Source organism: Vibrio sp. A1-1, assembly GCF_021728175.1.
Classification (GTDB): domain Bacteria; phylum Pseudomonadota; class Gammaproteobacteria; order Enterobacterales; family Vibrionaceae; genus Vibrio; species Vibrio diabolicus.
In genome coordinates this window covers 172,717-198,525 of the sequence record NZ_JAKKCL010000007.1, presented here as the reverse complement: position 1 = coordinate 198,525, position 25,809 = coordinate 172,717, and the positions used below count along the sequence as shown (strand labels likewise).

Genomic DNA, 25,809 nt, shown 5'->3' with positions numbered 1-25,809 from the left:
ATCTTTGCGCTGTGACTGGCAATTCAAACTATTGTTTTAGCCAATAGAAACACTAAAAATTATCCACCAAATAATACGTTACTGAGTCTGGCCGTTGCATTTACGGCTGCCTATTTCGCAGCCGATGATTATTACTTAATATAAGAACTCACCATGCACACTCGTCGTGAACGCGTATTTGACCCCTTTCATCGTCTAACGGTATTTACAGATAAATGGCGACTTGGATCTAAATCTTATCTTACTGATCTCGCATCTATTGCCTTATTGCTGTTACCGCTGACGCTATCTAACGCACTTGCCATCTTTCTTGGTCACGCTTCTAGAATCCTAGGGGTGTCAGAGGTTTCTCAGTTATTGTTCCATCTTTCTGATATTTTAATCAACTTATATCCCACAGCGTTTTGCATTGTGGCTGGTTACTATTTATCGCATAAAGTGAACGTGTCGAGCGCGATTATCATCATTTATTCGTTGGTCATGTTCTATTTAATTTCAATAGAGAATGACAGCCTTTCTAGTAATTACATGTTGCCGAATAACCCGTTATTAGCACTCTTTAGTGCAACGGTGTCATACGTTTATTGTAAAAGTTTCCGAATTGAGCTGCTTGATCCTCAAGCAATGGACTTCTCTTCTCGTCTTTTTAAAGATGTCTTACATTTTTTCGTATTCGTTTTATTTGCGGTTAGCTTATCTCATGTCACCGCGGCGGTGATGGATGCTTTTACTACAACAGTGGCTGGACTTAACTTTGATCCGCTGACGTTCACAGGAGGATTATTTTATCAATCCATCTTGAGCTTATTAGGAGCGGCGGGCATTAATGGTCACAACATGTTGTTTGCTATCAAGCAGCAAATATACGCTGCGACCGAAGCCAACATGGCTGCTTGGCAAACAGGCGAAGCGTCGCTTAACGTCATTAGCCAAGGTTTTTACGACGCATTTTTATCCATGGGCGGGTCAGGGAATAGCATTAGTTTACTCCTGTGTCTGTTATTGTTCGCTAAAGAGCGCAATCATATTTTACTGGCGTTAGCGGCAGCACCATTGGTGATGTTCAACATCAATGAAGTGCTGCTATTTGGGTTGCCTATCATCTTTAATCCTATTCTGGTCGTCCCATTTGTATTAGTGCCGCTGGTAAGTTTTATCATCACCTACTGCGCAATTGCTTCCGGCTTAATTGCGCCTGTTGAAAATATTGTGAACTGGATGACACCGCCTCTGTTGAGTGGTTATGTTGCAATGGGGCATCAGGTCCAGGGGGCGATACTTCAACTGGTGGTGATTGCGATTGGTGTACTAATTTATCGACCTTTTTATCTAGCCTATGCAGGCAAATATGTGGGGCAGCTTGGTGTAAGTAATACTTACAATGGTTTAGAACAATCCCTATTTAAATCACTACTCAGTAGTGTGAAAGATGCGAACACATCGAGTATCAGCAAGTCATCCGCGCAGAAGCGTTTAACTTCCATTCTTCGTGAAGGCGAGTTGGTGATGTTTTATCAAAAGCAGCATTCAACAAAGGATGCGGAACAGTATTCTTACGAAGCGCTTATTCGATATAAAGATGAAGATGGAAACTTACTTTCACCAACGTTTATTGAAGATTTTCACCGGTTAGATGCTATGCCACTGCTCGATAAACTAGTTCTCGAAAAGGTGTTGTCGGATATGAAGGAAATGGGATTATCTGATCAGCGAAGAGTGGCCATTAATGTTTCTGTTGCTACCATTCAACAAGTGGATTTTGTTCAGCATTTACAAGGCAGGTTGGTCTATTTTGGAATCCCGGCTGAATGGCTTGAAATTGAAATTACTGAAGAAGCCGTATTAGACAATGAAGTTTCTTTAACTAACACCATGAAAGCTCTACAGAGTATGGGAGTTCGTATCACAATGGATGATTTTGGTACGGGCTACGCATCGTTTCCTCATTTGTTCAAGTATCCATTTAACAAGATTAAGCTAGACAGATCGCTGCTATTGGACGCTAACGATCATCGTGGACGTCAACTGTATCGATTGGTTGCTAAGTTAGGACATATTGCAAATTGCGAGGTCGTAGCGGAAGGGGTGGAAACGCAGTCTGACTATGACTTTGTGCGGTCAAGTGGGGTTGATAAAGTTCAAGGATTTTACTTAGCAAGGCCTGTACCTTTGGATGAGATTATCCATCGACGTGCTTAACTAACGTGCAATAAAAAGGGAAGCGATGGCTTCCCTATAGTGAGTCTTGTTTTGACTTAGTTAGCTCTTATTTGAACTCAAATTTACCCTGCATGATCGCCCAGTGACCAGGGAACGAGCAGAAGAATGAGTAGTCGCCGCCAGCTTTCATTTTTTCAGTGCTGAAAGTAATGCTGGTGCTTTCACCGCCGCCAATCACTTTTGTGTGAGCGTATACACGGTCGTCATTTGGCTTCACGTAATTGTTTTCTGCACCTGCTGCCATGCCGTCCGTACCTACTGCTTGTAGATTAGCGGTATCTGCGATAACGACGTTGTGACCCATTGATTGTGCAGGCATTTTACCTGTGTGGTTTAGCGTCAGTTTTACTTCTTTACAAGTGGCTGGAACGCTCAGTGTTTTAGTAGAAAACTGCATCATATCGTTAGCATCTAGGGACACTTCACACTCGGCACTGGCTTGGGCACCAAAGCTCATTCCTACTAATGCGAAGGTTGCTGCTAATAAACGTAAAGACATATAACACTCTCCATTTTATATTTTGGGCTGACTTGGATTAATCTCATCCAATAGTTCTCATTATCAGCCAATTTTCACTCGAAAAACGTGCTTCAAGCGGTATATTGACGTTTTGTTGCAAAGTTGTACTGGTTAGTTCCACTATTTGATCACTCATAGGCCCTATTTCATGCGATGGCGTGAGGTAAATCAAAAAAGAAAGGAACACGCCCCGTACAGAGATAAGGTCTATCTTATTAAGCCTTTGGAGCAGTATCTTGGCATTTATTAGAAGTAGATTAGAGAAGGTGAGAGGAGAGGCTCAAGTATAAAAAAGCTCAGCCAAATTGCTGAGCTTTAACAGTTAGAGCGGCAGTTGACGTTTAGCGATTTTGCTTCAACGCATCTAACGCTTCATGTAATGACGGCACGATGGAATGACCAAATTGTTTTACCTCTTCGCAAGGTTCAACTAAATCCGGAATCTGATAAGTAACCATATTCGCTGCCACCGCTGCGCGAACACCGTTATTGGAATCTTCAAAGGCCAAACATTGGCTTGGTTCTACATCCAGACGATTCGCTGCCAACAAATAGATTTCTGGATCGGGTTTACCGTGGTTTACCTCGCAGCCTGTGGTGAGGTTGTCGAAGTACTTACTCAAACCCGCTAATTCCAGTTTGATTTTCGCCACCTCTTTTGCCGTAGAAGTCGCTACTGCGATTGGTAAGCCTTGTGCTTTCAGCCATTCTAGCAGCTCAACAACACCATTTTTCACTGGGATGGCTTGGTGTTTGACGACAGCATTGTAACGAGTACGCCATTCATGATGCAGGCGGTCTAGGTTCTCACCGTAGGCTTTGCGGAAAATTGCTTCAATACCTGCCGCATTACGACCAATGATCGACAGGTAAACATCTTCATAAAACGGAAGGTTTTGGACTTCACATGCTTCTTGGAAAATACGCATACAGACGCGCTCAGTATCAAGGAGCAAACCATCCATATCAAAAATAGCAGCTTGGTAGTTCATTACATTACAGACTTTTCGATTGTGATGGTGCATTTTGACATAAGCGAGATAGATTTTCTTGCGGAATTCAAACCGTCCGTATCCTTTTTTACTTTATACCTAGCCGTTTGGCTAAGCGATGTAAATTACCATTATCGAGTTCTAACTGACGTGCTGTTGCAGCCCAGTTTCCTTGATTCTGCTCTAGTGCTTTTACAATCATGGCTTTTTGGAAGGTGTCAGTGGCTTGCTTTAAACCAGCGTCTGACAGTTCAAATGAAGAGCTAGGTATACCTGACTCTTCAGTGGTGGGCTGATTGTTCGACGCTTTGATATCGAAATCTTGTTCCACCAATTCGATATCCAGCGATTGAGTTCTAGCTTTGGCAAGCACGCCCGCTCGTTTGATGACGTGTTCCAGTTCACGCACGTTGCCCGGCCAAGAGTAATCTTTAAGTGCTTGAACTAGAGTGGGAGAGAGTCGAACACTGTTCAGCCCCAACTTGCTGCGTAGTTGCTCTGCAAAGAAACCAGCCAGTAGCACGACATCGTCTTCACGTTCACGAAGTGGGGGAACATGAAGAGGGAATACACTCAAACGGTGGTACAAATCTGCTCTGAAACGGCCAGCTTTTACTTCTTCATGCAGAACACGGTTCGTTGCCGCCACAATGCGTGTGTTGACTCGAATATGTCGGTCATCCCCAACACGCTGGATATCGCCATATTGCAATGCGCGAAGTAGCTTGGCTTGCAACTCCAGAGAAAGTTCGCCAACTTCATCCAAGAATAGTGTGCCGCCGTCGGCTTGCTCGAACTTACCTTTCCGATTACTGATAGCACCAGTAAAAGCACCTTTGATATGACCAAAAAGTTCACTCTCTGCGACAGATTCAGGTAACGCGGCACAGTTTAAGTACACCAAGGTATTATTGGCTCGGTGAGAGCGATGATGAATTGCGTTTGCGACGAGCTCTTTACCAACCCCTGTTTCACCCATTATCAACACTGATAGCTCGGTATCTGCCACCGCATCGATTTGCTCTTGAAGTGCTTTCATCCCAGCAGATTTGCCAATGATTTCGTTGCTTAGCGTACGTTTCTCAGTGTAAGACCCACGTGGCAAGCTTGCTTGTGTTTCTAACTGCTCCAGTAGTAGAGCTGTGTGCAAGCCCCCCGCGGCTAACGCACTTACAAAGCGTAGTTCTTGATTGAGTAAACCATCGAACTGATTCGGGTCGAAGGCATCAATAGTGATCGCGCCAATCAATTGATCGTCGATCAACAAAGGGAGACCAATACATGAATGGACGTGCAGCTTGTCGTCGAGGTTCGGAATTAACCCGTCATAGGGATCGGGTAAGTCGCTATTCGATGGAAACCGTACGATATCGCCAGCGCGTGCAATGGCTTCCAACCTCGGGTGTTGGTTTATAGAAAAACGGCGTCCCAATACTTCCTTTGCTAAGCCATTGATAGCCAGCGGCTTAAAGTGCTGATCTTCATACAAAAGAAGAGCAGAAGCATCACATTTTAATACCTCTCGAATCGTGGTTAATAAGGTATCGAAGCGAGCCTGTTGAGTGAGCGCCGAGTTAAGGTCTTGCGTGATGTGTAGCCATTGCGCGATTAAAGAAGTCATAGCCAATACCAATTGTGTCAATATGACTATTTTAGTGTCTAATTGACATTTTTCAACTGTGTCAAAATGACATTGTATTGAGTCGTTTCGTTTTTAAGTTATTGAATTATATTGAAAGTTAAAGTTGGCACGCTCAGTGCAATACTGAAAGAAATTATTTTTGTTTATTTCGTCATTCAAGGTAGTAATCATGACAATTCACGTAAAAAACAACATCCACTGGGTAGGTCAACGCGATTGGGAAGTTCAAGATTTCCATGGTACAGAATACAAAATGACAAAAGGTACCAGCTACAACAGTTATCTAATTCGTGAAGAAAAAACGGTGCTGATCGATACGGTCGATCATCGATTCAGCCAGCAATTTATCCAGAACCTAGAAATGGAAATCGATCTTAAGACGATCGATTTTATCGTCGTGAACCATGCAGAAGAAGATCACTCAGGCGCATTGTCTGCATTGATGGAGAAGATTCCGAACACGCCAATTTACTGTACAGAAGCGGCGATTGATTCGATTGTGGGTCATCACCATCATCCCGAATGGAACTTTAAAACGGTAAAAACGGGTGACAGCATCGATATTGGTAACGGTAAACAATTGGTATTTGTAGAAGCGCCGATGTTGCACTGGCCAGACAGTATGATGACATACCTAACGGGCGATGCGGTGCTATTCAGTAATGACGCATTTGGTCAGCACTACTGCGATGAGCGTTTGTTCAACGATGAGGTGGACCAAAATGAGTTGATGGAACAGTGTCTGCGTTACTACTCAAACATCCTAACGCCATTCAGCAGCTTGGTAACCGCTAAAATCAAAGAAGTGTTGAGCTTCAATTTGCCTGTCGACATGATTGCAACTTCACACGGTATTGTATGGCGTGATAACCCAGTTCAAATCATCGAGCAATATTTGGAATGGGCGGATAACTACCAAGAAGATCGTATTACCATCTTCTACGATTCTATGTCGAACAATACCCGAATGATGGCAGATGCCATTGCGCAGGGCATTCACGATGTTGACCCTAGCGTGGCGGTCAAAGTCTTCAATGTCTCTAAACATGACAAAAATGAAATCCTCGCCAATGTGTTCCGCTCAAAAGGCATATTGGTTGGTTCATCTACCATGAATAACGTCATGATGCCGAAGATCGCAGGCATGCTAGAAGAAATTACCGGTCTGCGCTTTAAAGCCAAGAAAGCCGCTGCCTTTGGTAGCTACGGTTGGAATGGTGGTGCGGTAGACCGTATCCACGCACGGTTGACCGATGCGGGTTTTGAAACGGCAGTCAGCCTGAAAACCAAATGGCGACCAGATGGTAAAGCGATGCGTGAGTGTCGTGAACATGGCAAGAGCATCGCGAAACTGTGGGCGAAACATCCACTAACAAGTCCTGTTACGGCTCCGATGATGGCTGCGTCTGCACCGCAAGTTCGATCACAGCCCGTTGTACAAGTAGAAACGCCAGCAGTGGTCGAAAGGGAGCTTATTAATCCAAGCTCAGAAGCACATCCATCAGATTGCCAGTGCATGATTTGCACCGTTTGTAACTGGGTGTATGACCCTGCTCAGGGTGAGCCTAACCAAGGAATTGAACCGGGTACCACGTGGTCAGACGTTCCGGATTACTTCCTTTGCCCGGAGTGTCACTTGGGTAAAGATGTATTTGTTGAGCTCAAGGGGTAAGGAGCTGTGATGCAAGCACCAATTGTAATCATAGGCAGTGGCTTTGCTGCCTATCAACTGGTTAAAACTGTGCGTCGAATGGATGCACAGGTGTCAATTCAAGTATTCACCGCTGATGACGGTGCGGAGTATAACAAGCCCGATTTGAGCCATGTGTTCAGTAGAAAACAGACCGCGAGGGATCTGGTAGTAACAACGGGAGAAGCGTTTGCCCAAGAGCACCATATCGAGTTATTAACCCACACTAAAATTGAGAGTGTGGATACGCAAGCCCAACAAGTGGTAGCAGATGGACAAGTTTATGCGTACTCCAAACTGGTTTTTGCAACGGGTGCGAAAGCTTTTGTTCCTCCAATGCGAGGTGATGCTTCTGGCGATATCCTAACGCTCAATTCGTTACAAGAGTATCAGCTCGCAGAAGAGAGAATCAGTCAAGCAAAGCGCGTAATGGTTATCGGCGGTGGTTTGATTGGCGTTGAGATTGCAATGGATATTGCGAGCAGCGGTAAAGCCGTTACGGTGGTTGAATCAAACCAACGCTTGCTTGCCAATCTTATTCCTGAGTTTGTGGCGTTGCCTCTGGAAAGCCAACTTAAGCAGCAAGGCATTCAACTGGCGTTGGGAAATGGGGTTGTTGAGGTGAATCGTACAGCCGATTCGTTGGTAGCGACTTTGAACAGCGGTGAAGTGATCGAGACTGATGTAGTGATTTCTGCCGCTGGCTTACGTTCAAACACTCAATTAGCGAATGCTTGTGGATTAGAGGTTGGGAAAGGCATTGCTGTCGACGCTAAGCTGCAGACTTCTGCGAACAATGTATTCGCTCTGGGCGATTGCGCCGAGATACAAGGGCGTATGCTTCCATACCTTCAGCCAATCGTGTTGAGCGCTAATGTTTTAGGTAAGCAGTTGCTTGGGCAGGAAGCGCAATTGAAGTTGCCGCCAATGATGGTAAAAGTCAAAACGCCGAGTTACCCAATTCAGCTTGCCGGGGACTTCAGTGCTGTCGCGAATTGGAATGTGCAGATTTCTCAATCTGGCATCGTGGCAAAAGCTGAAAATGAACAAAGCATATTGACAGGGTTTGTTGTGACGGGCGAGCAAGTGGCTCAGGCTTTTCCGTTACTGCGTGAACTGTCTCAAGTCGCGCAATCGTAACTCGCTTCAAGCGGCACAATTTTATATTCAAAGAGGGGATAACCATGTCACATCTTCGTATTCCGAAAGACTGGAAGGTTCAACGTTCGACGCCATTTTTTACCAAAGGCAGTGTGCCTCCAGCTCTTCTAACTCATCACAACACAGCCGAAGGCGTGTTTGGGCAGTTATGCGTAATGGAGGGGCAAGTCACCTATTATGGTTTTGCAGATGAATTCGAGACAGAGCCTGAAATGGTCGTCGTGATCAACGCAGGTCAGTTCGCGACAAGCCCGCCACAGTATTGGCATCGTATTGAAATGAGCGATGATGCACAGTTCAATATTAACTTTTGGTCGAATAAAGATAAAAGTGGACAAGCGATGTTCCACGCTAAGCAGTAAACCTTTCTAGACAATTTGATTATTGCGTGAATTTATTGGGAAAAGCGCATATTAAGTAAAAGAGCAGAGACGTTTCTCTGCTCTTTTTTGCTTATTGGCAGTAACGACATGCAAACTTAATCAGCGATATTAACTGTAAGCCCGTGCAACGCGACCTTCGCAATTCAAGGTGTATTGTTTTGCGTAAGCCGGAATGAAAACAGATTGGCCTTTATCTACTACACATGTTTCACCATTTGCGTGTGTAATCACGAGCGGGGAATCTAGCGGCAAAAGCATTTCTGCGGTTCTTACATAAAGTGTTCGTTGGTTGGCCTGCTTTACAATCGCGAATTTGAAATCGTCGACGGGAACTGGGTATTCCAACATGTCGTCGTTTTCGATTGGCGCAAGCAGTAGGTTGTCGAATGGCTTTTCTTCGAAGCGTGTGCATGCAACGAGTTCTTTTACATCCATATACTTCGGCGTTAAACCGGCACGTAGCACGTTGTCTGAGTTCGCCATGATCTCAAGCCCCGTCCCTTTCAAGTACGCGTGTGGCGTTTCTGCATCCAAGAACATCGCTTCGCCTGGTTTCAGCGTGATGACGTTGAGTAGCAAGGGCGCAAACAAACCAATGTCGCCCGGGTATTGCGCTTCTAACTCCAAGATCAGGTTGAATAGTGGTAAGTCGGTGATGCGAGCTTGTGCCAATAGCACCGTCAACGCCATCTCTTTCTGTTCGCCTTCCAATGACAATAGACCGGAGAAGAAGCTCGCCAAGCCTTTGGAAGTTTGATTGTCGATAAGGTCATCCACCAAGCTTTGCAGCTCAGGAATCGCCAGCTCAGAGAAGAAGCTGATGATTTCACTTGTTGGGCGGAAGCCATTCATCGCTTGGTATTCGGTTAGCGCGTAAACCAATTCTGGTTTGTGGTTTGGATCTTTGTAGTTACGGTTTGCAGCGGTTAGGGGAATGCCTTGTTTTTCTTCCAGTGCAAAACCCAGTTCTGCTTGTTGCTTGTTTGGGTGCACTTGAATCGACAGCGCTTTCTCAGCAGCAAGCACTTTAAACAGGTATGGAAGTTCACCAAAACGGTTTGCGACTTCTTCACTCAGAAAAGCATTCATGTCTTGAGCAATCAGTGAAGAGAGTTTGGTCTCCTCGCCGTTTACCATCACCACTGAGCAACCGTTTGGATGCGCGCCCATCCATACTTCGGCTTGTGGTTCGCCCGTTGGGTTTTCAATGCCAAACAGTTGGTTAACAGAAGTAGTACTGCCCCAAGCGTAGTTTTGAATCACGTTGTTCATCAGGAAAAACATCGGATGCTTAGCTTGAGTTTGAATCGTTTGTGTATCGGACATCGTTAAATCAGACATAGAGTGTCACCATGCGAGAAAATCATGGCTTAGGCGACATTGCCCAAGCCATAGGAGCCATTTGGGGGAAGGGGATGATTAAGCGGCTGCTTGCATCATTTTTGCTTTACGCACTTTCTTCAACGTTACACACGTTACTGCGGTAACCGTTGCGCCAGCTGCCATACTAATCAGAGCAAGGACTGGGTGGTTCATCGCGCCAAGTAGAGCGACAACTGGACCGCCGTGAGCAACGCTGTTGGTGATGCCGAATGAGAACGCCATTACTGCCGCCACCATTGATCCAAGTACGTTTGCAGGAATCACTGACATTGGATCTTGCGCTGCGAACGGAATCGCACCTTCAGAGATACCCACCAGACCCATTGCGCCTGCGGCTTTACCCGCTTCGGTTTCTGATTCTTCGAACAGGTCGAACTTACGACCAAGCGCCGTTGCCAGTGCCATGCCTAAAGGTGCAACAGGGATTGCACACGCCATCGCACCCATAAATTGAGTTTGACCGCTCGCAATCATGCCCACAGAGAATAGGAATGCGACCTTGTTGAATGGACCACCCATATCGAAGCCAGCCATACCTCCAAGTACGATACCCAGTAGAACGACGTTACCTGTACTCATGCTCGTTAGTAGCGCAGTCAGACCGTCCATTAGGCTTGCGATTGGCGCGCCGATAACGAAGATGAAAAGACCTGCGATGAACAACGAACCTGTGATTGGCGCAATCATGATTGGCACCAAAGGTTGAATAAACTTGTGGTAGTTAATCGACGTAATCCACTTCACGAAGTAACCCACAAGCAGGCCTGCGATGATGGCACCGATAAAGCCTGTACCTGCGTCTGCGCCGTAGAAAGAACCGTTGTTTGCAATCCAACCACCGATCAAGCCAGGAGTTAGAGCAGGGCGGTCAGCAATCGCGTAAGCAATGTAACCCGCTAGAATTGGGATCATCAGCGTAAAGGCAACCACACCGACGTTGAGGATTTGGTTCCACATGCTGCCTTCAGGGATGGCCATGCCGGCTTCACTTGGCTGACCGCCGATTGCAAGAGCAAGTGCAATCAACAGACCCCCCGTTACGACGAAGGGGATCATGTGTGATACGCCGTTCATCAAGTAGCGATATAAGTCAGAACGGGCTTGAGAAGCTTTGTTTGCAACTGACGCTTGCGTATTGCCATTGGACTCAGCTTGGTACGTCGGTGCGTTTAACGCTTCATTAATCAGTCCTTGAGCATCGCGGATTGGGGCTTTTACGTTGGTTTTAACCACGCGTTTGCCCGCGAAGCGGTTCATGTCGACTTGTTTGTCACAGGCGACGATGATGGCATCTGCACGCTCGATTTCTTCTGCGGTTGGGCTGTTTTTCACACCGATTGAACCGTTCGTTTCAACCTTGATTTCGTAACCCATTGCCGCGGCGCCTTTCTCTAGCGCTTCTGCTGCTAAGTAGGTGTGCGCAACGCCCGCAGGACAACCGGTAACACCAACGATGAAACCTTGGTTCGCTGGAGCATCTGTCACTGGTTGCGGTTCTTCTTTAGCAAGAAGGAGTGCCAGTGCGTCGTGGCTGTTTGTTGCGCCTAAGAACGCATCGATGAAACCATCTTCAATCAATTTTGAAGATAGTTCTGCAAGTACTTCGATATGGTGGTTATCGCCACCGTCTGGAGAAGCGATCATGAAGAACAGCTTTGAAGGTAAACCGTCTTCCGCGCCGTACTCGATACCTGATTTGCTTACGCCGATCACAACCGCCGGTTCAATCACAGCGGCGCTTTTCGCGTGTGGAATTGCCACGCCATCTTCAAATCCGGTATTTCCTAACTCTTCACGTGCTTTTATATCTGCAAGAAATTGTGTTTGGTCAGAAATACGACCTTGGGCATGAAGAACGGCAACCAGTTCTTTAAATACGTCTTCTTTTGAAGACGCTTTAAGATCAAGCTTAATTAAGTCTTCATTTATTAGTTTGGTGATCATTGTCGAACCCCTATAAATATAATTTTTATTTCAGGGGTATTTTTAAATTACTGAAAAAAAGACTGTAGTGAAGAAAAAATGCATTTACTGGAGGATTGTAACCGACTCACTATAGTGTGATTTAGATCGTTCACTGGACAAATCTAGCTGCATATCTGTGACATGATGGATAAGAAGTTAAACGATAAGTGAAATGTGGCTTTGCTCCCATATTAAAAGGGATTGAGTGTTGTTGATAGAGTTTTTATCACTGGAAATTTGATGCGTTAACTGGATTTTTGTAACATTAAAATGGAAGTGTGATTTTGCTCAATAGCACAAAAGTTCAGTCCGGTGTATATCTATAGTAAATAGCATCATTGATGCATATATAGAGTGTGAGACAATGATTTTTCATGATTTAATTTCAGCGGTATTAAATGAAAGAGAGCCATTTCATAATATTTGGTTTGCAGGAGATTTTCATACGCCGCCTGAATTTAGCTATCAAGTTAATTTCCCTCGCCTAGAGTTAGTTCTGGATGGGGAATATATTAATGAAATGGAAAGTCATGATCGAAAAGTAACGCACATCGTTGCTAAAAAAGGCGACGCGATATTTATTGCACCTAACTGTTGGAATAAACCAGACTGGGATACCAATTGCTCAGTGTTAAGTATTTTGTTTGGGCGTCGACAACTTGGGTTAAGTTTGGTGAGCAAACGCAAAGGTGAGGCAAACTTTTACGATATTCAAAAGCATAGCATCCAAACACGCTCAGGATTTGCGATAGATAACATCTTAGAAGCGTTGAGCTCACTGGCTCGTGAGAACACTAAAAAACCAATGGATGAGCTTTTACTGCAAGCATTGCTGCAATACGCGAAGACGATGTTGGATGCGCCAGTCGAGCAGCAGTCACATAGCCGTGTGCAAGATCTCTATCAAGGGATCTGCATCTACATTCAAGAGAACTTCCATCGCCCAATCACGCGTGACAGCATTGCGTCGAGATTCAGTATTTCCTCGAACCATTTGTCGCGCTTGTTCCGTCAGCAGGGGCACATGACCTTGGCAGACTACATTACTTGGGTACGCGTGGATCGCGCGAAGTTTATGCTCAAGAAATACAACTTCAAACTCAATGACGTGTCAGTGCGCTGTGGATTTAAAGACGTGAACTATTTCTGCCGAGTATTTAAGAACCGTACAGGCAGAACGCCGACGGAATATCGTGGTTCGATTTAAGCCTTCAGTCAGAGAGCGTAAATCATAGAGAAGTTTAGGCAAGCAGCCTCGACATGGCGTACATCAGCAGCGCTTGTAAGTCGACGCTGCTTTTTGTTAGTAGTAGGCGTTCCGCCATTTGATCGGTAAGCAGATTTCGTGTGAGGTTAGTGGCCGCAATGATCTGTTCTCGGGTCGGCTTTTCTGGAATCACCAGTGCTATAGCCAGATGAACATCACCCATCTTCGAAGCCCAATCCATCGACTTTTCATTCGCAATAACGGCAATGGAAATATGGTCAACACCTGAAAACATCACATGTGGGAGAGCGATCCCCGGAGTCACGCAAGTTGATGAACGTTCTTCACGTTTAATAAAAGCAAGAATCAGTTCGTCGGGATGAATGGGGTGGATGAGCTGAGCTAATCCTTTAAGGCATTCAAACTTGGTGAGCGCGGTATGCGCTTTGGCGTAGTGCCATTTGATTTCACAAGGTGGGCAAATTTGCGGTAAACGCTCGGCCAGTTGACTAGAAAACTCATAGTTGATATGAGATCCCACCACCGTAAAGTGTTCAGCAATCATGTCTTTGATGACGAAGCAGGCCAACTCTGCGTCAATGCCAATCGCTGTGATTTGACACAAATCACCTTGTTGTAGACCTGCTTGCAAAATCGCCACGGACTTGGTGAGTTCCGCAACACGATTTTGCGTTACATTAATGATATGTAAGGTACTTTTGAACTTCTTTGCCACTCGATTGAGTGGCTGAGCAAGGTGCGCACTGGCATTTGCATTATCGACGAAAAAGGTGATTTGGTATTCGTTCATCTGCAAATTTAGTCGCGGCAGTGGACGAGGAATACTTTGTCGACGTTCAGCAAAACCTCTTCAATGGGGATTTGAATTTTGCGCGTCCCTTCGAATCGGCCTGGTTGTTCTATCTCAATATCCGACACGATCAAAACCCGATCCGCTTGAGCGATATCGTGAGGAGTGAGCTGATTTTCTATCCCCATCGCACCTTGCGTTTCTACTTTAATTTGCACGTTATGTTTTGGCGCAGCTTTCATTAGTGCATCTGCCGCCATATAAGTATGAGCGATGCCTGTAGGGCATGCTGTCACCGCTACGATTTTCATGTTCTATCCATTTTATTTTTTGTGGATATTAGCACAGCCACCGCAGATTGAATTGATTTGAGCTGGATTAACGCAAGAGCTCTATCACAGTTTGAATCTCATGTTACATTAATCCAGTTAATGCACTTTTAGTCCTATATATCAAAGGGTAGGCACTGGTTAATCTATGCCCAAATAAAATGAGTAGGAACGCATACGAGCCAGGGGATCCTGTATCTCAAACTCACTTGGGTATATATTCGAGCGTGAATATTGGAAGGTAAAACAATGGACATCACAAACCTAATTGAGCTGGAAACGATATGTTTAGATCTAAAAGCTCAAACCAAAGATGAAGCGCTCAAAGAGCTGGTCGAGATGCTAGAGGCCGCCGGCAAGCTCAATAGTCAAAGCCAGTTCTTGGCAGATATCTGGAAACGAGAAGAGATCGGTAACACAGGATTTGATGATGGTATTGCGATCCCTCATGCCAAAAGTGATGCTGTAGCGAAACCGGCTGTCGCGGTCGGGATCAGCCGTAATGGGATTGATTATGGCGCCGAAGATGGCGAGCTGTCCGATGTGTTTTTCATGCTGGCGTCTCCAGATGGTGATGATCACCATCACATTGAAGTATTGGCACAAATTTCCACCAAAATTATCGAAGACGGCTTTGTTGAAAAGCTCAAACAGGCTCAATCGCGAGAAGAAGCGCTTGAGATGCTGACTGATATTCAAACCCAATCCAATGAATTTCTCCCAACTTCTTTAGAATTTACATCAGAACCCCTGAGCCCTTGGGCGCAAAAACTTGGTCGCATTAAAGAGCACCTGCTGTTTGGCACATCCCACATGATCCCGTTTATCGTTGCGGGCGGTGTGTTGTTGTCGTTGTCGGTGATGATCTCTGGTCACGGTGGTGTACCACAAGAGGGCATTTTGGCCGATATTGCTCAAATGGGGATTGCTGGCCTGACATTGTTTACTGCCGTTCTTGGTGGTTACATTGCTTATTCTATTGCCGACAAGCCGGGCCTTGCGCCGGGTATGATTGGATCTTGGATTGCTGTCAGTCATTACAATACGGGTTTTTTAGGTGCGATTGTGGTCGGCTTTTTTGCTGGCTTTGTCGTTTGGCTATTAAAGAAAATTCAGCTACCAGACAGCATGAGTTCGCTTGGCTCGATTTTTATTTATCCGCTAGTCGGTACGTTTGTTACTTGCGGCGCGGTGATGTGGGTGATAGGTGCTCCGATAGCCAGCGCAATGACCACCATGAACGAGGTGCTGACGGGCATGGCGGGCTCAGGCAAAGTGATGCTCGGTACCGTGCTTGGGGCAATGACCGCGTTTGATATGGGTGGCCCAATTAACAAAGTGGCGACGTTGTTTGCTCAAACCCAAGTGAACACGCAACCATGGTTGATGGGCGGGGTCGGTATTGCGATTTGTACGCCGCCATTGGGTATGGCACTAGCCACGTTTTTGGCGCCGAGTAAATTCAAGCGAGATGAACGCGAAGCGGGGAAAGCCGCAGGTATTATGGGGATGATCGGTATTAGCGAAGGTGCGATTCCTTTTGCCGCTGGCGACCCTGCGCGAGTGTTACCAGCTATTGTGGCGGGTGGCATCGTTGGTAACGTGATTGGCTTTATGTTCCACGTAATGAACCATGCACCGTGGGGCGGTTGGATTGTTCTCCCTGTTGTGGATGGAAAAATTGGTTACATCATCGGCACGATTGCGGGCTCTGTTACCACGGCGTTGATCGTGATTGCACTAAAGAAAACCGTCACCGAAGATGAAAGCTACACTGGTCATTCTCAAGTATATGGCTCCGTTCAAGGCGAAGGTGAGGCGGATGTTTTGGCGGTCACATCTTGTCCATCAGGTGTGGCACATACGTTCTTAGCGGCGAAGTCATTGGAAAAAGCAGCGTGTGCACTCGGCATTAAGATTAAAGTCGAAACCCAAGGCGCGAATGGCGTCATCAATCGAATTACCGAGAAAGACATCGAGAAAGCCAAGTTTGTGATTTTTGCTCACGATGTGGCGATTAAAGAACCGGAACGCTTTCGAAAAATCCAAGTCTTGGATGTCAGTACCAAGGATGCCATGTTGAACGCCACGGCTTTGTTGCAAGCTCGTAGAGTGTCTTAACATTTAACTTCTGAGAAATGTCTCCTCGATGACCCTGATGAATGCTTTTGGTATTTACTCCAACATCGCGGTTCACTTTTATTTGTGCCGCGAGTGAAGGATAAATTACGAGTAATGTTTTCAATTCTTTAGTAGCATGTTACAAAACATTTCAGTCAGGTGAACTAAGGGAAGCGTGCAATGGAAAAACAACGAGTAGCATTTATTGGTTTGGGTGTTATGGGTTACCCAATGGCGGGCTATTTGAGCAAAGCGGGGTATGAAACCAAAGTATACAACCGCACTAAAGCCAAAGCTGATAAATGGGCTGAAGAATACAACGGCATTGCGTGTGAGACACCGCGAGAAGCGGCAGAAGGTTGCGATATCGTATTTACTTGTGTCGGTAATGACGATGACGTGCGCAGCGTTGTATACGGTGAAGAAGGCATTCTAGTCGGTCTAAAAGCAGGCGCGGTACTGGTTGATCACACCACGACTTCCGCTGATTTAGCCGTTGAGTTGGCCGACGCTTGTACCAAATATGGTAACCACTTTATTGATGCTCCGGTATCTGGTGGTCAAGCCGGCGCAGAAAATGGCGTACTAACCATCATGTGTGGTGGCGGGCAGGACATTTTTGATCGTGTTGCTCCAGTGATGGACGTATATGCGAAGCAAATGACGCTTCTGGGTGAAAATGGCCAAGGTCAACGTTGTAAAATGGTAAACCAAATCTGTATTGGTGGTGTGCTTCAAGGCTTGAGCGAAGCGTTGTTACTCGCGCAGAAATCAGGTTTGGATATTGAACAAGTAGTTGAAACACTCAAGCACGGTGCAGCAGGGTCATGGCAAATGGAAAACCGCGCCAAGACGATGGCGGAAGATAAGTTTGATTTTGGCTTCGCGATTGATTGGATGCGCAAAGACTTAGGCTTTTGTTTGCAAGAAGCAGAGCGGGTTGGGCTCAACCTACCACTAACTAAAAAAGTGGATGAGCAATACGCTGACCTTCAGCGTGATGGTTTAGGCCGCATGGATACGTCTGTTCTGATTAAAGCCGTCGCTAAGAATCAGTAGTAGATAAACAGTTCTTTGGTATCAAAGAGCTTGAAGAAATTTAAGTTGATCATGATCGTTCCCCTTGAACATTAGTGTGTGACTAACGAACTTGAATGAGGAGGTGCTTTGGGGCACCTCCTTTTTTATGTCTTCTTATCACAGCATTTGCTGGTGCAGTGTCCGTTTACTTGTTTAAGCCTAGCGCAATCTCAAGGCCTTTGCCGTAAGCTTCGTCCGCTTGGTAGGCGTGGTTAACGTGACGTTCTTTGATGAAGTCTGGTACACCATCCATTGCACGAGCGGTGTTGTCGAATAGAGTTTGACGCTGTTCTTCGCTCATCAGACGGAATAGGTCACCCGCTTGGCTGAAGTAGTCTTCGTCTACACGGTGATCGTAATGATCAGCATTGCCGTTGATGCGTAGAGGTGGCTCAGAGTAATCTGGTTGCTCTGCCCATTCTTGTTTGTAGTTTGGCTCGTAACCTAGTGTTGAACCAAAGTTGCCATCAACGCGCATTGCGCCATCGCGGTGGTAGCTGTGTACCGGACAACTAGGCGCGTTAACTGGAATTTGGTGATGGTTTACACCTAGGCGGTAACGCTGCGCGTCTCCGTATGCAAACAGACGGCCTTGCAGCATTTTGTCTGGCGAGAAGCCAATTCCAGGAACGATAGCTGCCGGGTTAAACGCGGATTGCTCAACTTCCGCATAGAAGTTTTCTGGGTTACGGTTCAGTTCAAACTCGCCTACTGCGATCAATGGATAATCTTTTTGTGACCATACTTTTGTTAGATCGAACGGGTTAAAGTTCACTTCATCCGCTTCTAGCTCAGGCATGATCTGTACGTACATCTTCCATTTAGGGAAGTCTTGACGCTCAATCGCTTCGTAAAGGTCACGGTGATGGCTTTCGCGGTCTTTACCTACGATCGCTTCTGCTTCTTGGTCAGTCAGGTTTTTGATGCCTTGCTGAGTTTTAAAGTGGAATTTCACCCAGTAACGCTCGTTTTCTGCGTTGATAAAGCTGAATGTGTGGCTACCGAAGCCGTGCATATGACGGTAAGACGCAGGAATACCGCGATCACTCATAACGATCGTAACTTGGTGGAATGCTTCTGGTAGTGATGTCCAAAAATCCCAGTTGTTTGTCGAGCTGCGCATGTTTGTGCGTGGATCGCGTTTTACTGCGTGGTTTAGGTCTGGGAATTTTAGTGGGTCACGGAGGAAGAACACTGGCGTGTTGTTACCAACCAAGTCCCAGTTGCCTTCTTCGGTGTAAAACTTTAGCGCAAAACCACGGATGTCGCGCTCTGCATCGGCGGCACCGCGCTCACCCGCAACGGTGGTAAAGCGAGCAAATAGCTCGGTCTCTTTACCAATCTCCGAGAAGATCTTCGCGCGCGTGTATTTGGTGATGTCGTGAGTCACAGTAAAAGTGCCGTAAGCGCCTGAGCCTTTGGCGTGCATACGACGCTCAGGAATCACTTCACGATCAAAGTGTGCCAGTTTTTCAAGGAACCAAACGTCTTGCAGTAGTTGGGGACCACGAGGACCTGCAGTCATCACATTTTGATTATGGGCGACAGGACAGCCTGCGGCGGTGGTTAATTTCTTATTTGTCATTTTTCTTCTCCTCCAGGGATCAATACCTTAGCAACTGAAGAGAAGATTATTACGGAAAAGCTGGAAGCAAAAACTGATACTGCTTATCAATTCAATAGGTGGGAACGATGATGAAAAGTAACTTAGAATCAGATTCTTAGCTGATTTTTATGATTGGTTTATTAACGTATTGGCGAAAAGGGTAAAAAGAGCACGTTGGTATTTGCATAAATTGCGCTTTGTTGACAAGGTTAATGTCGGAAATCGCCCCTTTGATATCGCTTTATTGATCATCAAAGGGGCGGAGTGATTAGGAGTACTTCACTTCAATTTGCTCAGCTTTTTCAAACGCTGGATGCGTTGCAAGTTGTTTTCCATAACGTTCAATATTCGGGAAGTGACCAGCCAAACCGAACTTATGCACGAGCTCGACAATAAATGACATCATGATGTCTGCGCCAGTTAAACGTTCTTCTACTAGGTAAGTTTTGCCTTCTAGCGATTGCTCGAAGTAACCCAGAACGTTCATCGCTTCGTTGTCAGCATAGCCTGATAGAAATTGAGTTTCGTTTGGCTCTTTGCTAATAAAGATTTTTAACAACATTGGTAAGATTGCTGAACTTTCAGCAAAATGCATCCATTGTAGGTACTCAGTGTGCGCCTTCGTCCCACGCTCAGGAGCAAACGCACCATCACTATACTTCTCAATCAAATATTCGGTCATCGCGCCAGATTCAATGATGAACTCGCCATCATCTTCAAGCAGGGGAGATTTACCGAGAGGGTGAACGCTCTTTAGCTCAGGCGGTGCCATGAAAGTCACTTTGTCACGAACATAAGGCACGATTTCGTAATCCACATTTAGCTCTTCAAGTAACCAAATGATGCGCTTTGAGCGAGACTGATTGAGATGGTGAAGTTTAATCATTTATTTATCCCTTCCTTATAATGGGTCGTTAATCTGTACTACAAGCTTGCCGAAGTTCTTACCTTCCAACAGACCGATAAATGCTTCTGGTGCATTCTCCAGTCCTTGTACTAGATGTTCACGGTATTGGATCTTTCCTTCTGCCAACCATTGATTAATATCTTGCGCAAATTCACCGTAACGATGTCCGTAGTCATCAAAAATGATGAAGCCTTGCACCTTGATTCGTTTAGTCAGCAGCTTACCCATTAATAATGGAAGATGGTCGGTACCTTCAGGCAGTTCTGTTGCGTTGTACTGAGAAATCAAACCACAAAGTGGGATACGTGCGCTGGTATTCAGAAGTGGCATTACAGCTTCGAATACTTTGCCACCTACGTTTTCGAAGTAAACATCGATACCTTGATCACAGGCGTTTTTCAACTGTTCTGCAAAGTCGTCAGCTTTGTGATCAATACATTCATCGAAGCCAAGGACTTCTTTGGCGTAACGACACTTTTCTTCTCCGCCTGCAATACCAACAACTCGGCAACCTTTGATTTTGCCAATTTGACCAACAGTCGCGCCCACAGGGCCCGTCGCGGCCGCTACCACAATGGTTTCACCTGGTTTTGGCTGACCGATATCGAGCAAGCCCATATACGCGGTAAAACCTGGCATGCCAGCAACACCTAGAGCGTATGATGGGTTTTGTGGTTCTTTGCCAAGTTTAATCACCATCTCACCAGTTGAGAGCGCGTAGTCTTGCCAGCCAACAGTGTATGCAAGAACCCATTCACCCGCTTCATAATCTGGGTGGTTCGATGCTTCTACCTGACAAACTGTGCCAGCGATCATTACGTCATCAACCGCAACGGGATCGGCGTATGACTCGGCATCGCTCATGCGACCGCGCATGTATGGGTCGAGAGATAAATAAACGGTTCTCAGTAGCATCTCACCATCTTGAGGAGTCGGTTTCGCCACTTCTTCTAGACGAAAGTTTTCTTTTGTTGGTGCACCGTGGGGACGTGACGCGAGTACGATTCTGCGATTTGTTGCGTTAGTCATATTTATCTCACTTATTGATTAGACCGGTCGTCTAGTTTTGATTTCAAAATATCCCGCTCATAGAGCGGGAAGGTGTATTGTGCTATCACAGGAGTTATTACCAACTGTGAAACACATGTAGGGTGTTCATCTTACTTTTACGCTACCTACTATGGGCAAGTTCGCGTGTTTTGCAGTAGATGTTGAGTATAGGTCAGACTTTGCGTTAATGCTGCCTGATCTTGATACAGTTTGTTCAGCAAGCTTGCGCCGTTCCAAAGGTAGTATATCTGCCTTGCCAATAAAGCACTGTCACCATTTGGGATAGAGCCATCTTGAATGCCTACGTCAATGCAATCCGCCATTGCTTGAATGGTTTTGTCAGCACCTTGGCGTAACGCTAGGCGCATGGACTCTGAGAGATCGGAGACTTCTGCACTTAACTTGACCAACAAACATTTGTTCGCATTACATACGTCGTCTTCTACTTTGACCATTTCTTCAAAGTAGCTCATTAGGCGTTGGTAGCCATTCAGATCGGTGTTGGTAAAGCGTGCGTTTAAACGCTCAAAATACTTAGTAAAGTAGTCTTGAATCATCGCTTCACCAAATTGTTCTTTGGATTTGAAGTAATGATAAAACGAGCCTTTCGGCACCGCGGCCTTTTTTAAAAGCTCTGAAAGGCCAACAATCGTAAACCCTCGGTTTACGATTAACTCGTATCCGACGTCGAGAATATGTTGGCGTGTGTCGTTCGTCTTTGCGTTCATGAAGCGTACTATAGAATGAATTAGACCAGTCGTCTAGTTTTTGTTGTGGGTTATTTGATTAGCTCGTACTCAATCACAAATAGCGTGTCGGTGTTTGGGTAGATTTCTCGAATTAACTGCTTGAGTTTTGGCAGTTCGATCGCTTCTTGTTCGGCGTGGAACTCATTGATATCTTCAAAGTTGAGTGGTTCTACAGAGCGTATTTTGATATCGCAGACTTTACGATCCGTTTCTAAGGTAAAAACTTCGACTTCTGTATTTGGAACGTAGTGGCTTTCTGATTCATCTCGAATCGTAATCGTTTTTTTGCCTGATGTGATCAACGGGGTTAAGAATTCAAAAAAGGTAATCTTGGTTGGGTGGGATGACATGATGTACTCGTTAGTCTGATTGTTTGGCGTAATTATATACCCAAATAACCTTGAGGTGCTTATTTCAAGAGAACGAGCGAGTGCGTAGGACGCGAATCAACTTGGCACTAAAGTAACCCGAGATAATGCCTATCCAGTTGGTGCTGAGATCATCAAAACTAAACGAGCGACTTGGAATAAAAAGTTGACTTATTTCTTCCATTGAAACGATAGCCAACAGCAGTAGCAAAAGGCGGATGCCAAAGACGTCGGCTTTACTTGAGCTTACCAAAGAGGGGAAGGTGAAGACCGATAAAAAGCCGATCAATAAACTGAAAGTAAAGTGAAGCGTACTCGATCCACCTAAGTAGGTTTCCATTTTCAGGTAAGTGGCATGGTGTAAGTCAGAGCTTTTCCACAAAGAGAGTGAAGCCGTAAGCGTCAGAACGAAAACAAAACTTATCCGTGTCAGTATTGAAACCATAATTAACCTATTGGAAAGAAGCCTAAGTAACGTTTTACAAAGTACAACGCTGCTAGATTCTGAATTGCCATGCCAATTGCCATCGCCCATGCTGCACCAATAACACCGAACGTTTGGCAAAGCGCAATGAGCAAGCAGATAGAAATTGTGCCGGAGGAAATTGTAATGTATTTCATGGTTCTTTCGTGACCGCTCATGAGTAATAAAAATCCTACAGAGCCAGTCGCAACATTGACTAACTGCCCTAAAGACAGGACGACTAACAGTGGCGCAGCAGCAAGAAACTCTTCACCAAAAAACTGCATCACAAACTCTGGGAATAGAGTGCAAATAATCACGGGCACAATGGCCAAACCAACGTTGGCTCGGCAAGCTAAACGGCTAAGGCTTTGCAGTTTGATCATTTGACGTTCTTTGTAGAGAGAGGCAAACATAGGAGCGACCACAAAGTTAATGGTAATCAGCACAAAGCCAATCAGCAGTGATGTACGTTGAGCTGCGGCTAATAAACCGAGTTCCGCTGTTGAGATAAAAAAGCCCGCAATGACAAGGCTTCCCCATTGAAGGACGTTCGTGAAGATACTGCCAATCCAGACTTGCTTGGCAGAAGCGACCATTTTTTTGTTTGGTACGAAAGCTGATGTCTGATACTGACCTGAACCTAGCCAATTAACACTGGATATTACCGCGACGCCCACACTCGCCAGAAGCAGTGCGGTCATCAGATTGTTGATATTTTGCTGACCGATATAGTCCAAGCCAAAGACAAAAAAGACCATCAACATACTCACGCCAAGCTGTAAAGCAAACAGTGATGACACGACCTTTCTACATGCTTGAAGCACACGACTGTTGGTCTGTGCAAGCACCAAAAACGGTATGCAGAACAAGCCTAAAGTAATCGCATGCATTGGCGATTGGGTCTGGTTTAGCTGTTCAGGAAACAGATTAAATCCTACCAACAAAACGGCCATGGCTAGCAAGCAAAACGCCATACTTCGATAAAGTGCCGTTTTATAGTTGTGGCTTTGTTGAAGTGTCTCTTTGTTGTTAAAGGCGATCGCATTGTAGCGAACTAATGAGACATCAAAACCTAGCTGAGAAACGATCGCGAGTAGTGAGACTAGGTTGAATAAAAAGAAAAATTGACCGGAAGTCGAAGCGTCACTGGTCTTTGATACAATCAGTGTCAGTAAAAAAGCAAATAGCGCACTCAACACACGCGTGATTGCGGTTTTCAATCCAGTAGATAGCAAGCTTTTTTTACCGCTGGGCATCAACAGTAATTTTTGTTGAATAGTGTGAAACATAGAGGCATTTAACCGTAAATATTATTGAGTGCGAGGCGCTGTTTTTCTTCACTGAAGGCGTCGTTTAACGCTGTTGTATATTGGCAAAAATCAATTTCATCATAATAATTGACACAGTGTGCTATCTGCTTGGCCATTTCTTCAGGTGTTAGCGCTAAAAATGGGTAGTTGAGATCTTTGGTCGCGCCGATAGTTCGAATCACCATAGGAAGATGTAATTTGGCTGCTTCTAGAATAGTTAACGGCATCCCTTCCCATGCTGCAGTATGTAAGTAAAGGTCTGAACCCTTGAGCTTTTTAACCACCTCATCACGAGGTAACATGCCAGTCACATCCACATTTTCTGTACGCAATTTTTGTTCAAGTGTGTGGTCACCGCCACCTATCCATGTGATATCTAATGGGCGGTTAAGCGCATGTCGATTAAGGTGTTGCAATGTGTCGATGAGAAATTGCGGATCCTTTTGGGGCGCGACACGACCAAGCACAACAAGTCGCAGCGCTTCTTGTCTGTTTCGTAATAAACGCTCTTCACTTTGATAAGAGACGTAGTTGTTGAGCAGCTCGGCACGTTTCGCACCAATGCTAATCGCTAGGTCACATTCTCGTTGGCTACAGCCTGCCACCACATCAATTTTGCTCAGTTTTACTTTCTCTAGCGCTCTATAGATCTGGCGTGCAAGCTCTGAGATATCTTCACGTTCGAAAGCATAACAGTGCGGAGTGTAAACCAAGCGTGCCTTGCCAAGTTTTAGAAATCGCCCGAGAAATCCCGCTTTACTCGAGTGCAAATGCACAACGTCAGGCGCAAGTGATGCAATCATGTGGTTTGCATCGCGAACAAATTGAAGTAAGCCGCCTTCCACCCATTTGGTCTGTGTGAAAATATGATGGTTGTTCTCATTGGTTAAGTCGTTTTCTCGAGCTCTGGCTAGCAAGAAATGTTGATAGGGTTCGTCTCGAGAGGAGTGAGCATAACTATAGAGGGCGGTTTGAACGCCACCTCCGAAGGCTTCTGTAATATGGAGCACTTTTTTCATGATGATTTTGTTCCTAATGTCTGCATCCATTTATGCTTGAAAGCATCACGTTCTTGTTCTGAATAAACGTGGCGATATAAGGGAAGATCGTACATATAGAACAGCTTTGAAAAGTCGTAGTGATGCTTAAAGTGCTGGTGGATATTGGAGTACCACTTGTTTTTCGCTTCGTTGCTGTTTTTCAGCACGAAGTCTTGCAGCCCGAGAAACTCACCAATTTCTTTATCGAGAGAGCTGAGCTTTTCGCATTTGATTAGCATGACGTTGGCTTGCTCGTTCTTGAATGTGAAGAAAGGTTGAGTGTTGTCCAGTTCTTGACGCATCACATCGATATTGAAGTTACGTTTTAACTCGTTGTCGAACCAGTTCGCAAAATAGTTGAGATTGATATAGTTATCGAAACAATGTTCGAGGTGCTGATACGTGACTGCCATATCTCGGTGAATTGCATCATTCTTTTTGCCTTCGATAAATTGCAAATGGAGGTCTTGAAAGAAACGAGAAAAGACAGTTGCGATTGGATCACGGACCAGTGTGACGATTTTGATCTGTTCGCGTTTTTGTAAGATACGTTTTCGTTGCTTGAGCACTAAGCGATAGAGCGCACGGTTTTTGAAATCGAAAAATTTACTCACGTCTTTTTTATTGTGATACATGTGAAATTCTTCGTGATCATCAAAGGTGTGGATGTGATAGCTTGGGATATTTCTTTCTCCCAGCGTGTGCTCAATTGACGATGAGCCAACTTTGCCCATTTGGTAAACTAAAACAAAATTGTCAGCTTGGAGTTCTCGGTTCTTTTCAAATTGTCGAGAGATTGAATACTTCAT

At 45.3% G+C, this 25,809-nt stretch carries 23 protein-coding genes; 7 read left to right on the top strand and 16 right to left on the bottom strand.

Translation table 11 applies throughout. The annotated features are described in order from the left end of the window. Window positions 1-153: 153 nt before the first annotated feature. Complete coding sequence (locus L3V30_RS12670; protein ID WP_047008465.1) at window positions 154-2,199, top strand: EAL domain-containing protein; 2,046 nt, start codon at window positions 154-156, stop codon at window positions 2,197-2,199. Between the two features lie 67 nt (window positions 2,200-2,266). Here the strand turns inward: L3V30_RS12670 and azu are convergent, their stop codons facing one another. The 3 genes from azu to norR form a co-directional block, all read right to left on the bottom strand. After that, window positions 2,267-2,719 (bottom strand): azurin, encoded by a 453-nt coding sequence (gene azu / locus L3V30_RS12665; protein ID WP_005392455.1) that lies wholly within the window; start codon window positions 2,717-2,719, stop codon window positions 2,267-2,269. A gap of 362 nt (window positions 2,720-3,081) precedes the next feature. Beyond that, window positions 3,082-3,732: an HAD family phosphatase gene (locus L3V30_RS12660; RefSeq protein WP_005392456.1), complete on the bottom strand. Its 651-nt coding sequence runs from the start codon at window positions 3,730-3,732 to the stop codon at window positions 3,082-3,084. 88 nt (window positions 3,733-3,820) lie between these two features. Then, a complete protein-coding gene (gene norR, locus L3V30_RS12655) occupies window positions 3,821-5,353 on the bottom strand; it encodes a nitric oxide reductase transcriptional regulator NorR (protein WP_237309043.1) in 1,533 nt (510 codons plus the stop codon). A 190-nt stretch (window positions 5,354-5,543) separates the two neighbouring features. On the opposite strand from norR, the gene norV reads away from it, so the two are divergent. The 3 genes from norV to L3V30_RS12640 are packed head-to-tail and all read left to right on the top strand — an operon-like array spanning window position 5,544 to window position 8,587. After that, window positions 5,544-7,046 carry an anaerobic nitric oxide reductase flavorubredoxin gene (norV, locus tag L3V30_RS12650; RefSeq protein WP_237309042.1) on the top strand — a complete coding sequence of 501 codons (1,503 nt, stop codon included), beginning with the start codon at window positions 5,544-5,546 and terminating at the stop codon, window positions 7,044-7,046. A gap of 9 nt (window positions 7,047-7,055) precedes the next feature. Continuing rightward, on the top strand, window positions 7,056-8,204 hold the full coding sequence (gene norW / locus L3V30_RS12645; RefSeq protein ID WP_237309041.1) for an NADH:flavorubredoxin reductase NorW: 1,149 nt from the start codon (window positions 7,056-7,058) through the stop codon (window positions 8,202-8,204). 44 nt (window positions 8,205-8,248) lie between these two features. After that, window positions 8,249-8,587, top strand: a complete 339-nt coding sequence (locus tag L3V30_RS12640) for a DUF1971 domain-containing protein (protein ID WP_005392460.1) — start codon at window positions 8,249-8,251, stop codon at window positions 8,585-8,587. A 129-nt stretch (window positions 8,588-8,716) separates the two neighbouring features. Here the strand turns inward: L3V30_RS12640 and manA are convergent, their stop codons facing one another. Further along, entirely contained in the window at window positions 8,717-9,949 is a 1,233-nt protein-coding gene (manA, locus tag L3V30_RS12635) for a mannose-6-phosphate isomerase, class I (RefSeq protein ID WP_237309040.1), read from the bottom strand. Window positions 9,950-10,027: 78 nt separating this feature from the next. Further along, window positions 10,028-11,935 carry a fructose-specific PTS transporter subunit EIIC gene (locus L3V30_RS12630; RefSeq protein WP_237309039.1) on the bottom strand — a complete coding sequence of 636 codons (1,908 nt, stop codon included), beginning with the start codon at window positions 11,933-11,935 and terminating at the stop codon, window positions 10,028-10,030. Between the two features lie 385 nt (window positions 11,936-12,320). Between L3V30_RS12630 and L3V30_RS12625 the strand changes: the two genes are divergently transcribed. Further along, window positions 12,321-13,163: an AraC family transcriptional regulator gene (locus L3V30_RS12625; protein ID WP_170892003.1), complete on the top strand. Its 843-nt coding sequence runs from the start codon at window positions 12,321-12,323 to the stop codon at window positions 13,161-13,163. Between the two features lie 34 nt (window positions 13,164-13,197). On the opposite strand, the gene L3V30_RS12620 is transcribed toward L3V30_RS12625, so the two are convergent. Further along, on the bottom strand, window positions 13,198-13,974 hold the full coding sequence (locus L3V30_RS12620; protein ID WP_170892002.1) for a PTS sugar transporter subunit IIA: 777 nt from the start codon (window positions 13,972-13,974) through the stop codon (window positions 13,198-13,200). An 8-nt stretch (window positions 13,975-13,982) separates the two neighbouring features. Then, window positions 13,983-14,285, bottom strand: a complete 303-nt coding sequence (locus L3V30_RS12615; protein WP_005463048.1) for a PTS fructose transporter subunit IIB — start codon at window positions 14,283-14,285, stop codon at window positions 13,983-13,985. A gap of 267 nt (window positions 14,286-14,552) precedes the next feature. On the opposite strand from L3V30_RS12615, the gene L3V30_RS12610 reads away from it, so the two are divergent. Next, a complete protein-coding gene (locus L3V30_RS12610; protein WP_237309038.1) occupies window positions 14,553-16,424 on the top strand; it encodes a fructose-specific PTS transporter subunit EIIC in 1,872 nt (623 codons plus the stop codon). A gap of 180 nt (window positions 16,425-16,604) precedes the next feature. After that, window positions 16,605-17,483: an NAD(P)-dependent oxidoreductase gene (locus tag L3V30_RS12605; RefSeq protein ID WP_237309037.1), complete on the top strand. Its 879-nt coding sequence runs from the start codon at window positions 16,605-16,607 to the stop codon at window positions 17,481-17,483. Window positions 17,484-17,649: 166 nt separating this feature from the next. Here the strand turns inward: L3V30_RS12605 and L3V30_RS12600 are convergent, their stop codons facing one another. From L3V30_RS12600 to L3V30_RS12560, 9 genes are all read right to left on the bottom strand, one after another. Next, on the bottom strand, window positions 17,650-19,089 hold the full coding sequence (locus L3V30_RS12600) for a catalase (RefSeq protein WP_237309036.1): 1,440 nt from the start codon (window positions 19,087-19,089) through the stop codon (window positions 17,650-17,652). Window positions 19,090-19,378: 289 nt separating this feature from the next. Continuing rightward, the gene (locus L3V30_RS12595; RefSeq protein ID WP_237309035.1) at window positions 19,379-19,996 is read right to left on the bottom strand and encodes a glutathione S-transferase; all 618 of its coding nucleotides are present in this window, start codon (window positions 19,994-19,996) and stop codon (window positions 19,379-19,381) included. Between the two features lie 15 nt (window positions 19,997-20,011). After that, entirely contained in the window at window positions 20,012-21,046 is a 1,035-nt protein-coding gene (locus L3V30_RS12590) for an NADP-dependent oxidoreductase (RefSeq protein WP_065645713.1), read from the bottom strand. Between the two features lie 149 nt (window positions 21,047-21,195). Then, window positions 21,196-21,795 carry a TetR/AcrR family transcriptional regulator gene (locus L3V30_RS12585; protein ID WP_193447367.1) on the bottom strand — a complete coding sequence of 200 codons (600 nt, stop codon included), beginning with the start codon at window positions 21,793-21,795 and terminating at the stop codon, window positions 21,196-21,198. Window positions 21,796-21,845: 50 nt separating this feature from the next. Continuing rightward, complete coding sequence (gene yqfB, locus L3V30_RS12580) at window positions 21,846-22,166, bottom strand: N(4)-acetylcytidine aminohydrolase (protein ID WP_047008452.1); 321 nt, start codon at window positions 22,164-22,166, stop codon at window positions 21,846-21,848. Between the two features lie 64 nt (window positions 22,167-22,230). Continuing rightward, entirely contained in the window at window positions 22,231-22,629 is a 399-nt protein-coding gene (locus L3V30_RS12575) for a VanZ family protein (RefSeq protein WP_225461269.1), read from the bottom strand. Between the two features lie 2 nt (window positions 22,630-22,631). Further along, window positions 22,632-23,939: an oligosaccharide flippase family protein gene (locus L3V30_RS12570; protein WP_225461268.1), complete on the bottom strand. Its 1,308-nt coding sequence runs from the start codon at window positions 23,937-23,939 to the stop codon at window positions 22,632-22,634. A gap of 8 nt (window positions 23,940-23,947) precedes the next feature. Further along, window positions 23,948-24,979: a glycosyltransferase family 4 protein gene (locus L3V30_RS12565; RefSeq protein WP_225461267.1), complete on the bottom strand. Its 1,032-nt coding sequence runs from the start codon at window positions 24,977-24,979 to the stop codon at window positions 23,948-23,950. Next, window positions 24,976-25,809: a putative capsular polysaccharide synthesis family protein gene (locus L3V30_RS12560; RefSeq protein WP_225461266.1), complete on the bottom strand. Its 834-nt coding sequence runs from the start codon at window positions 25,807-25,809 to the stop codon at window positions 24,976-24,978. Before L3V30_RS12560 ends, L3V30_RS12565 begins: the two co-directional genes overlap by 4 nt.

Excerpts from the sequence above, each read along its gene's own strand:
- L3V30_RS12670 (WP_047008465.1), top strand. The coding sequence starts at position 154 with ATGCACACTCGTCGTGAACGCGTATTTGACCCCTTTCATCGTCTAACG.
- azu (WP_005392455.1), bottom strand. The coding sequence starts at position 2,719 with ATGTCTTTACGTTTATTAGCAGCAACCTTCGCATTAGTAGGAATGAGC.
- L3V30_RS12660 (WP_005392456.1), bottom strand. The coding sequence starts at position 3,732 with ATGAACTACCAAGCTGCTATTTTTGATATGGATGGTTTGCTCCTTGAT.
- norR (WP_237309043.1), bottom strand. The coding sequence starts at position 5,353 with ATGACTTCTTTAATCGCGCAATGGCTACACATCACGCAAGACCTTAAC.
- norV (WP_237309042.1), top strand. The coding sequence starts at position 5,544 with ATGACAATTCACGTAAAAAACAACATCCACTGGGTAGGTCAACGCGAT.
- norW (WP_237309041.1), top strand. The coding sequence starts at position 7,056 with ATGCAAGCACCAATTGTAATCATAGGCAGTGGCTTTGCTGCCTATCAA.
- L3V30_RS12640 (WP_005392460.1), top strand. The coding sequence starts at position 8,249 with ATGTCACATCTTCGTATTCCGAAAGACTGGAAGGTTCAACGTTCGACG.
- manA (WP_237309040.1), bottom strand. The coding sequence starts at position 9,949 with ATGTCTGATTTAACGATGTCCGATACACAAACGATTCAAACTCAAGCT.
- L3V30_RS12630 (WP_237309039.1), bottom strand. The coding sequence starts at position 11,935 with ATGATCACCAAACTAATAAATGAAGACTTAATTAAGCTTGATCTTAAA.
- L3V30_RS12625 (WP_170892003.1), top strand. The coding sequence starts at position 12,321 with ATGATTTTTCATGATTTAATTTCAGCGGTATTAAATGAAAGAGAGCCA.
- L3V30_RS12620 (WP_170892002.1), bottom strand. The coding sequence starts at position 13,974 with ATGAACGAATACCAAATCACCTTTTTCGTCGATAATGCAAATGCCAGT.
- L3V30_RS12615 (WP_005463048.1), bottom strand. The coding sequence starts at position 14,285 with ATGAAAATCGTAGCGGTGACAGCATGCCCTACAGGCATCGCTCATACT.
- L3V30_RS12610 (WP_237309038.1), top strand. The coding sequence starts at position 14,553 with ATGGACATCACAAACCTAATTGAGCTGGAAACGATATGTTTAGATCTA.
- L3V30_RS12605 (WP_237309037.1), top strand. The coding sequence starts at position 16,605 with ATGGAAAAACAACGAGTAGCATTTATTGGTTTGGGTGTTATGGGTTAC.
- L3V30_RS12600 (WP_237309036.1), bottom strand. The coding sequence starts at position 19,089 with ATGACAAATAAGAAATTAACCACCGCCGCAGGCTGTCCTGTCGCCCAT.
- L3V30_RS12595 (WP_237309035.1), bottom strand. The coding sequence starts at position 19,996 with ATGATTAAACTTCACCATCTCAATCAGTCTCGCTCAAAGCGCATCATT.
- L3V30_RS12590 (WP_065645713.1), bottom strand. The coding sequence starts at position 21,046 with ATGACTAACGCAACAAATCGCAGAATCGTACTCGCGTCACGTCCCCAC.
- L3V30_RS12585 (WP_193447367.1), bottom strand. The coding sequence starts at position 21,795 with ATGAACGCAAAGACGAACGACACACGCCAACATATTCTCGACGTCGGA.
- yqfB (WP_047008452.1), bottom strand. The coding sequence starts at position 22,166 with ATGTCATCCCACCCAACCAAGATTACCTTTTTTGAATTCTTAACCCCG.
- L3V30_RS12575 (WP_225461269.1), bottom strand. The coding sequence starts at position 22,629 with ATGGTTTCAATACTGACACGGATAAGTTTTGTTTTCGTTCTGACGCTT.
- L3V30_RS12570 (WP_225461268.1), bottom strand. The coding sequence starts at position 23,939 with ATGTTTCACACTATTCAACAAAAATTACTGTTGATGCCCAGCGGTAAA.
- L3V30_RS12565 (WP_225461267.1), bottom strand. The coding sequence starts at position 24,979 with ATGAAAAAAGTGCTCCATATTACAGAAGCCTTCGGAGGTGGCGTTCAA.
- L3V30_RS12560 (WP_225461266.1), bottom strand. The coding sequence starts at position 25,809 with ATGAAGTATTCAATCTCTCGACAATTTGAAAAGAACCGAGAACTCCAA.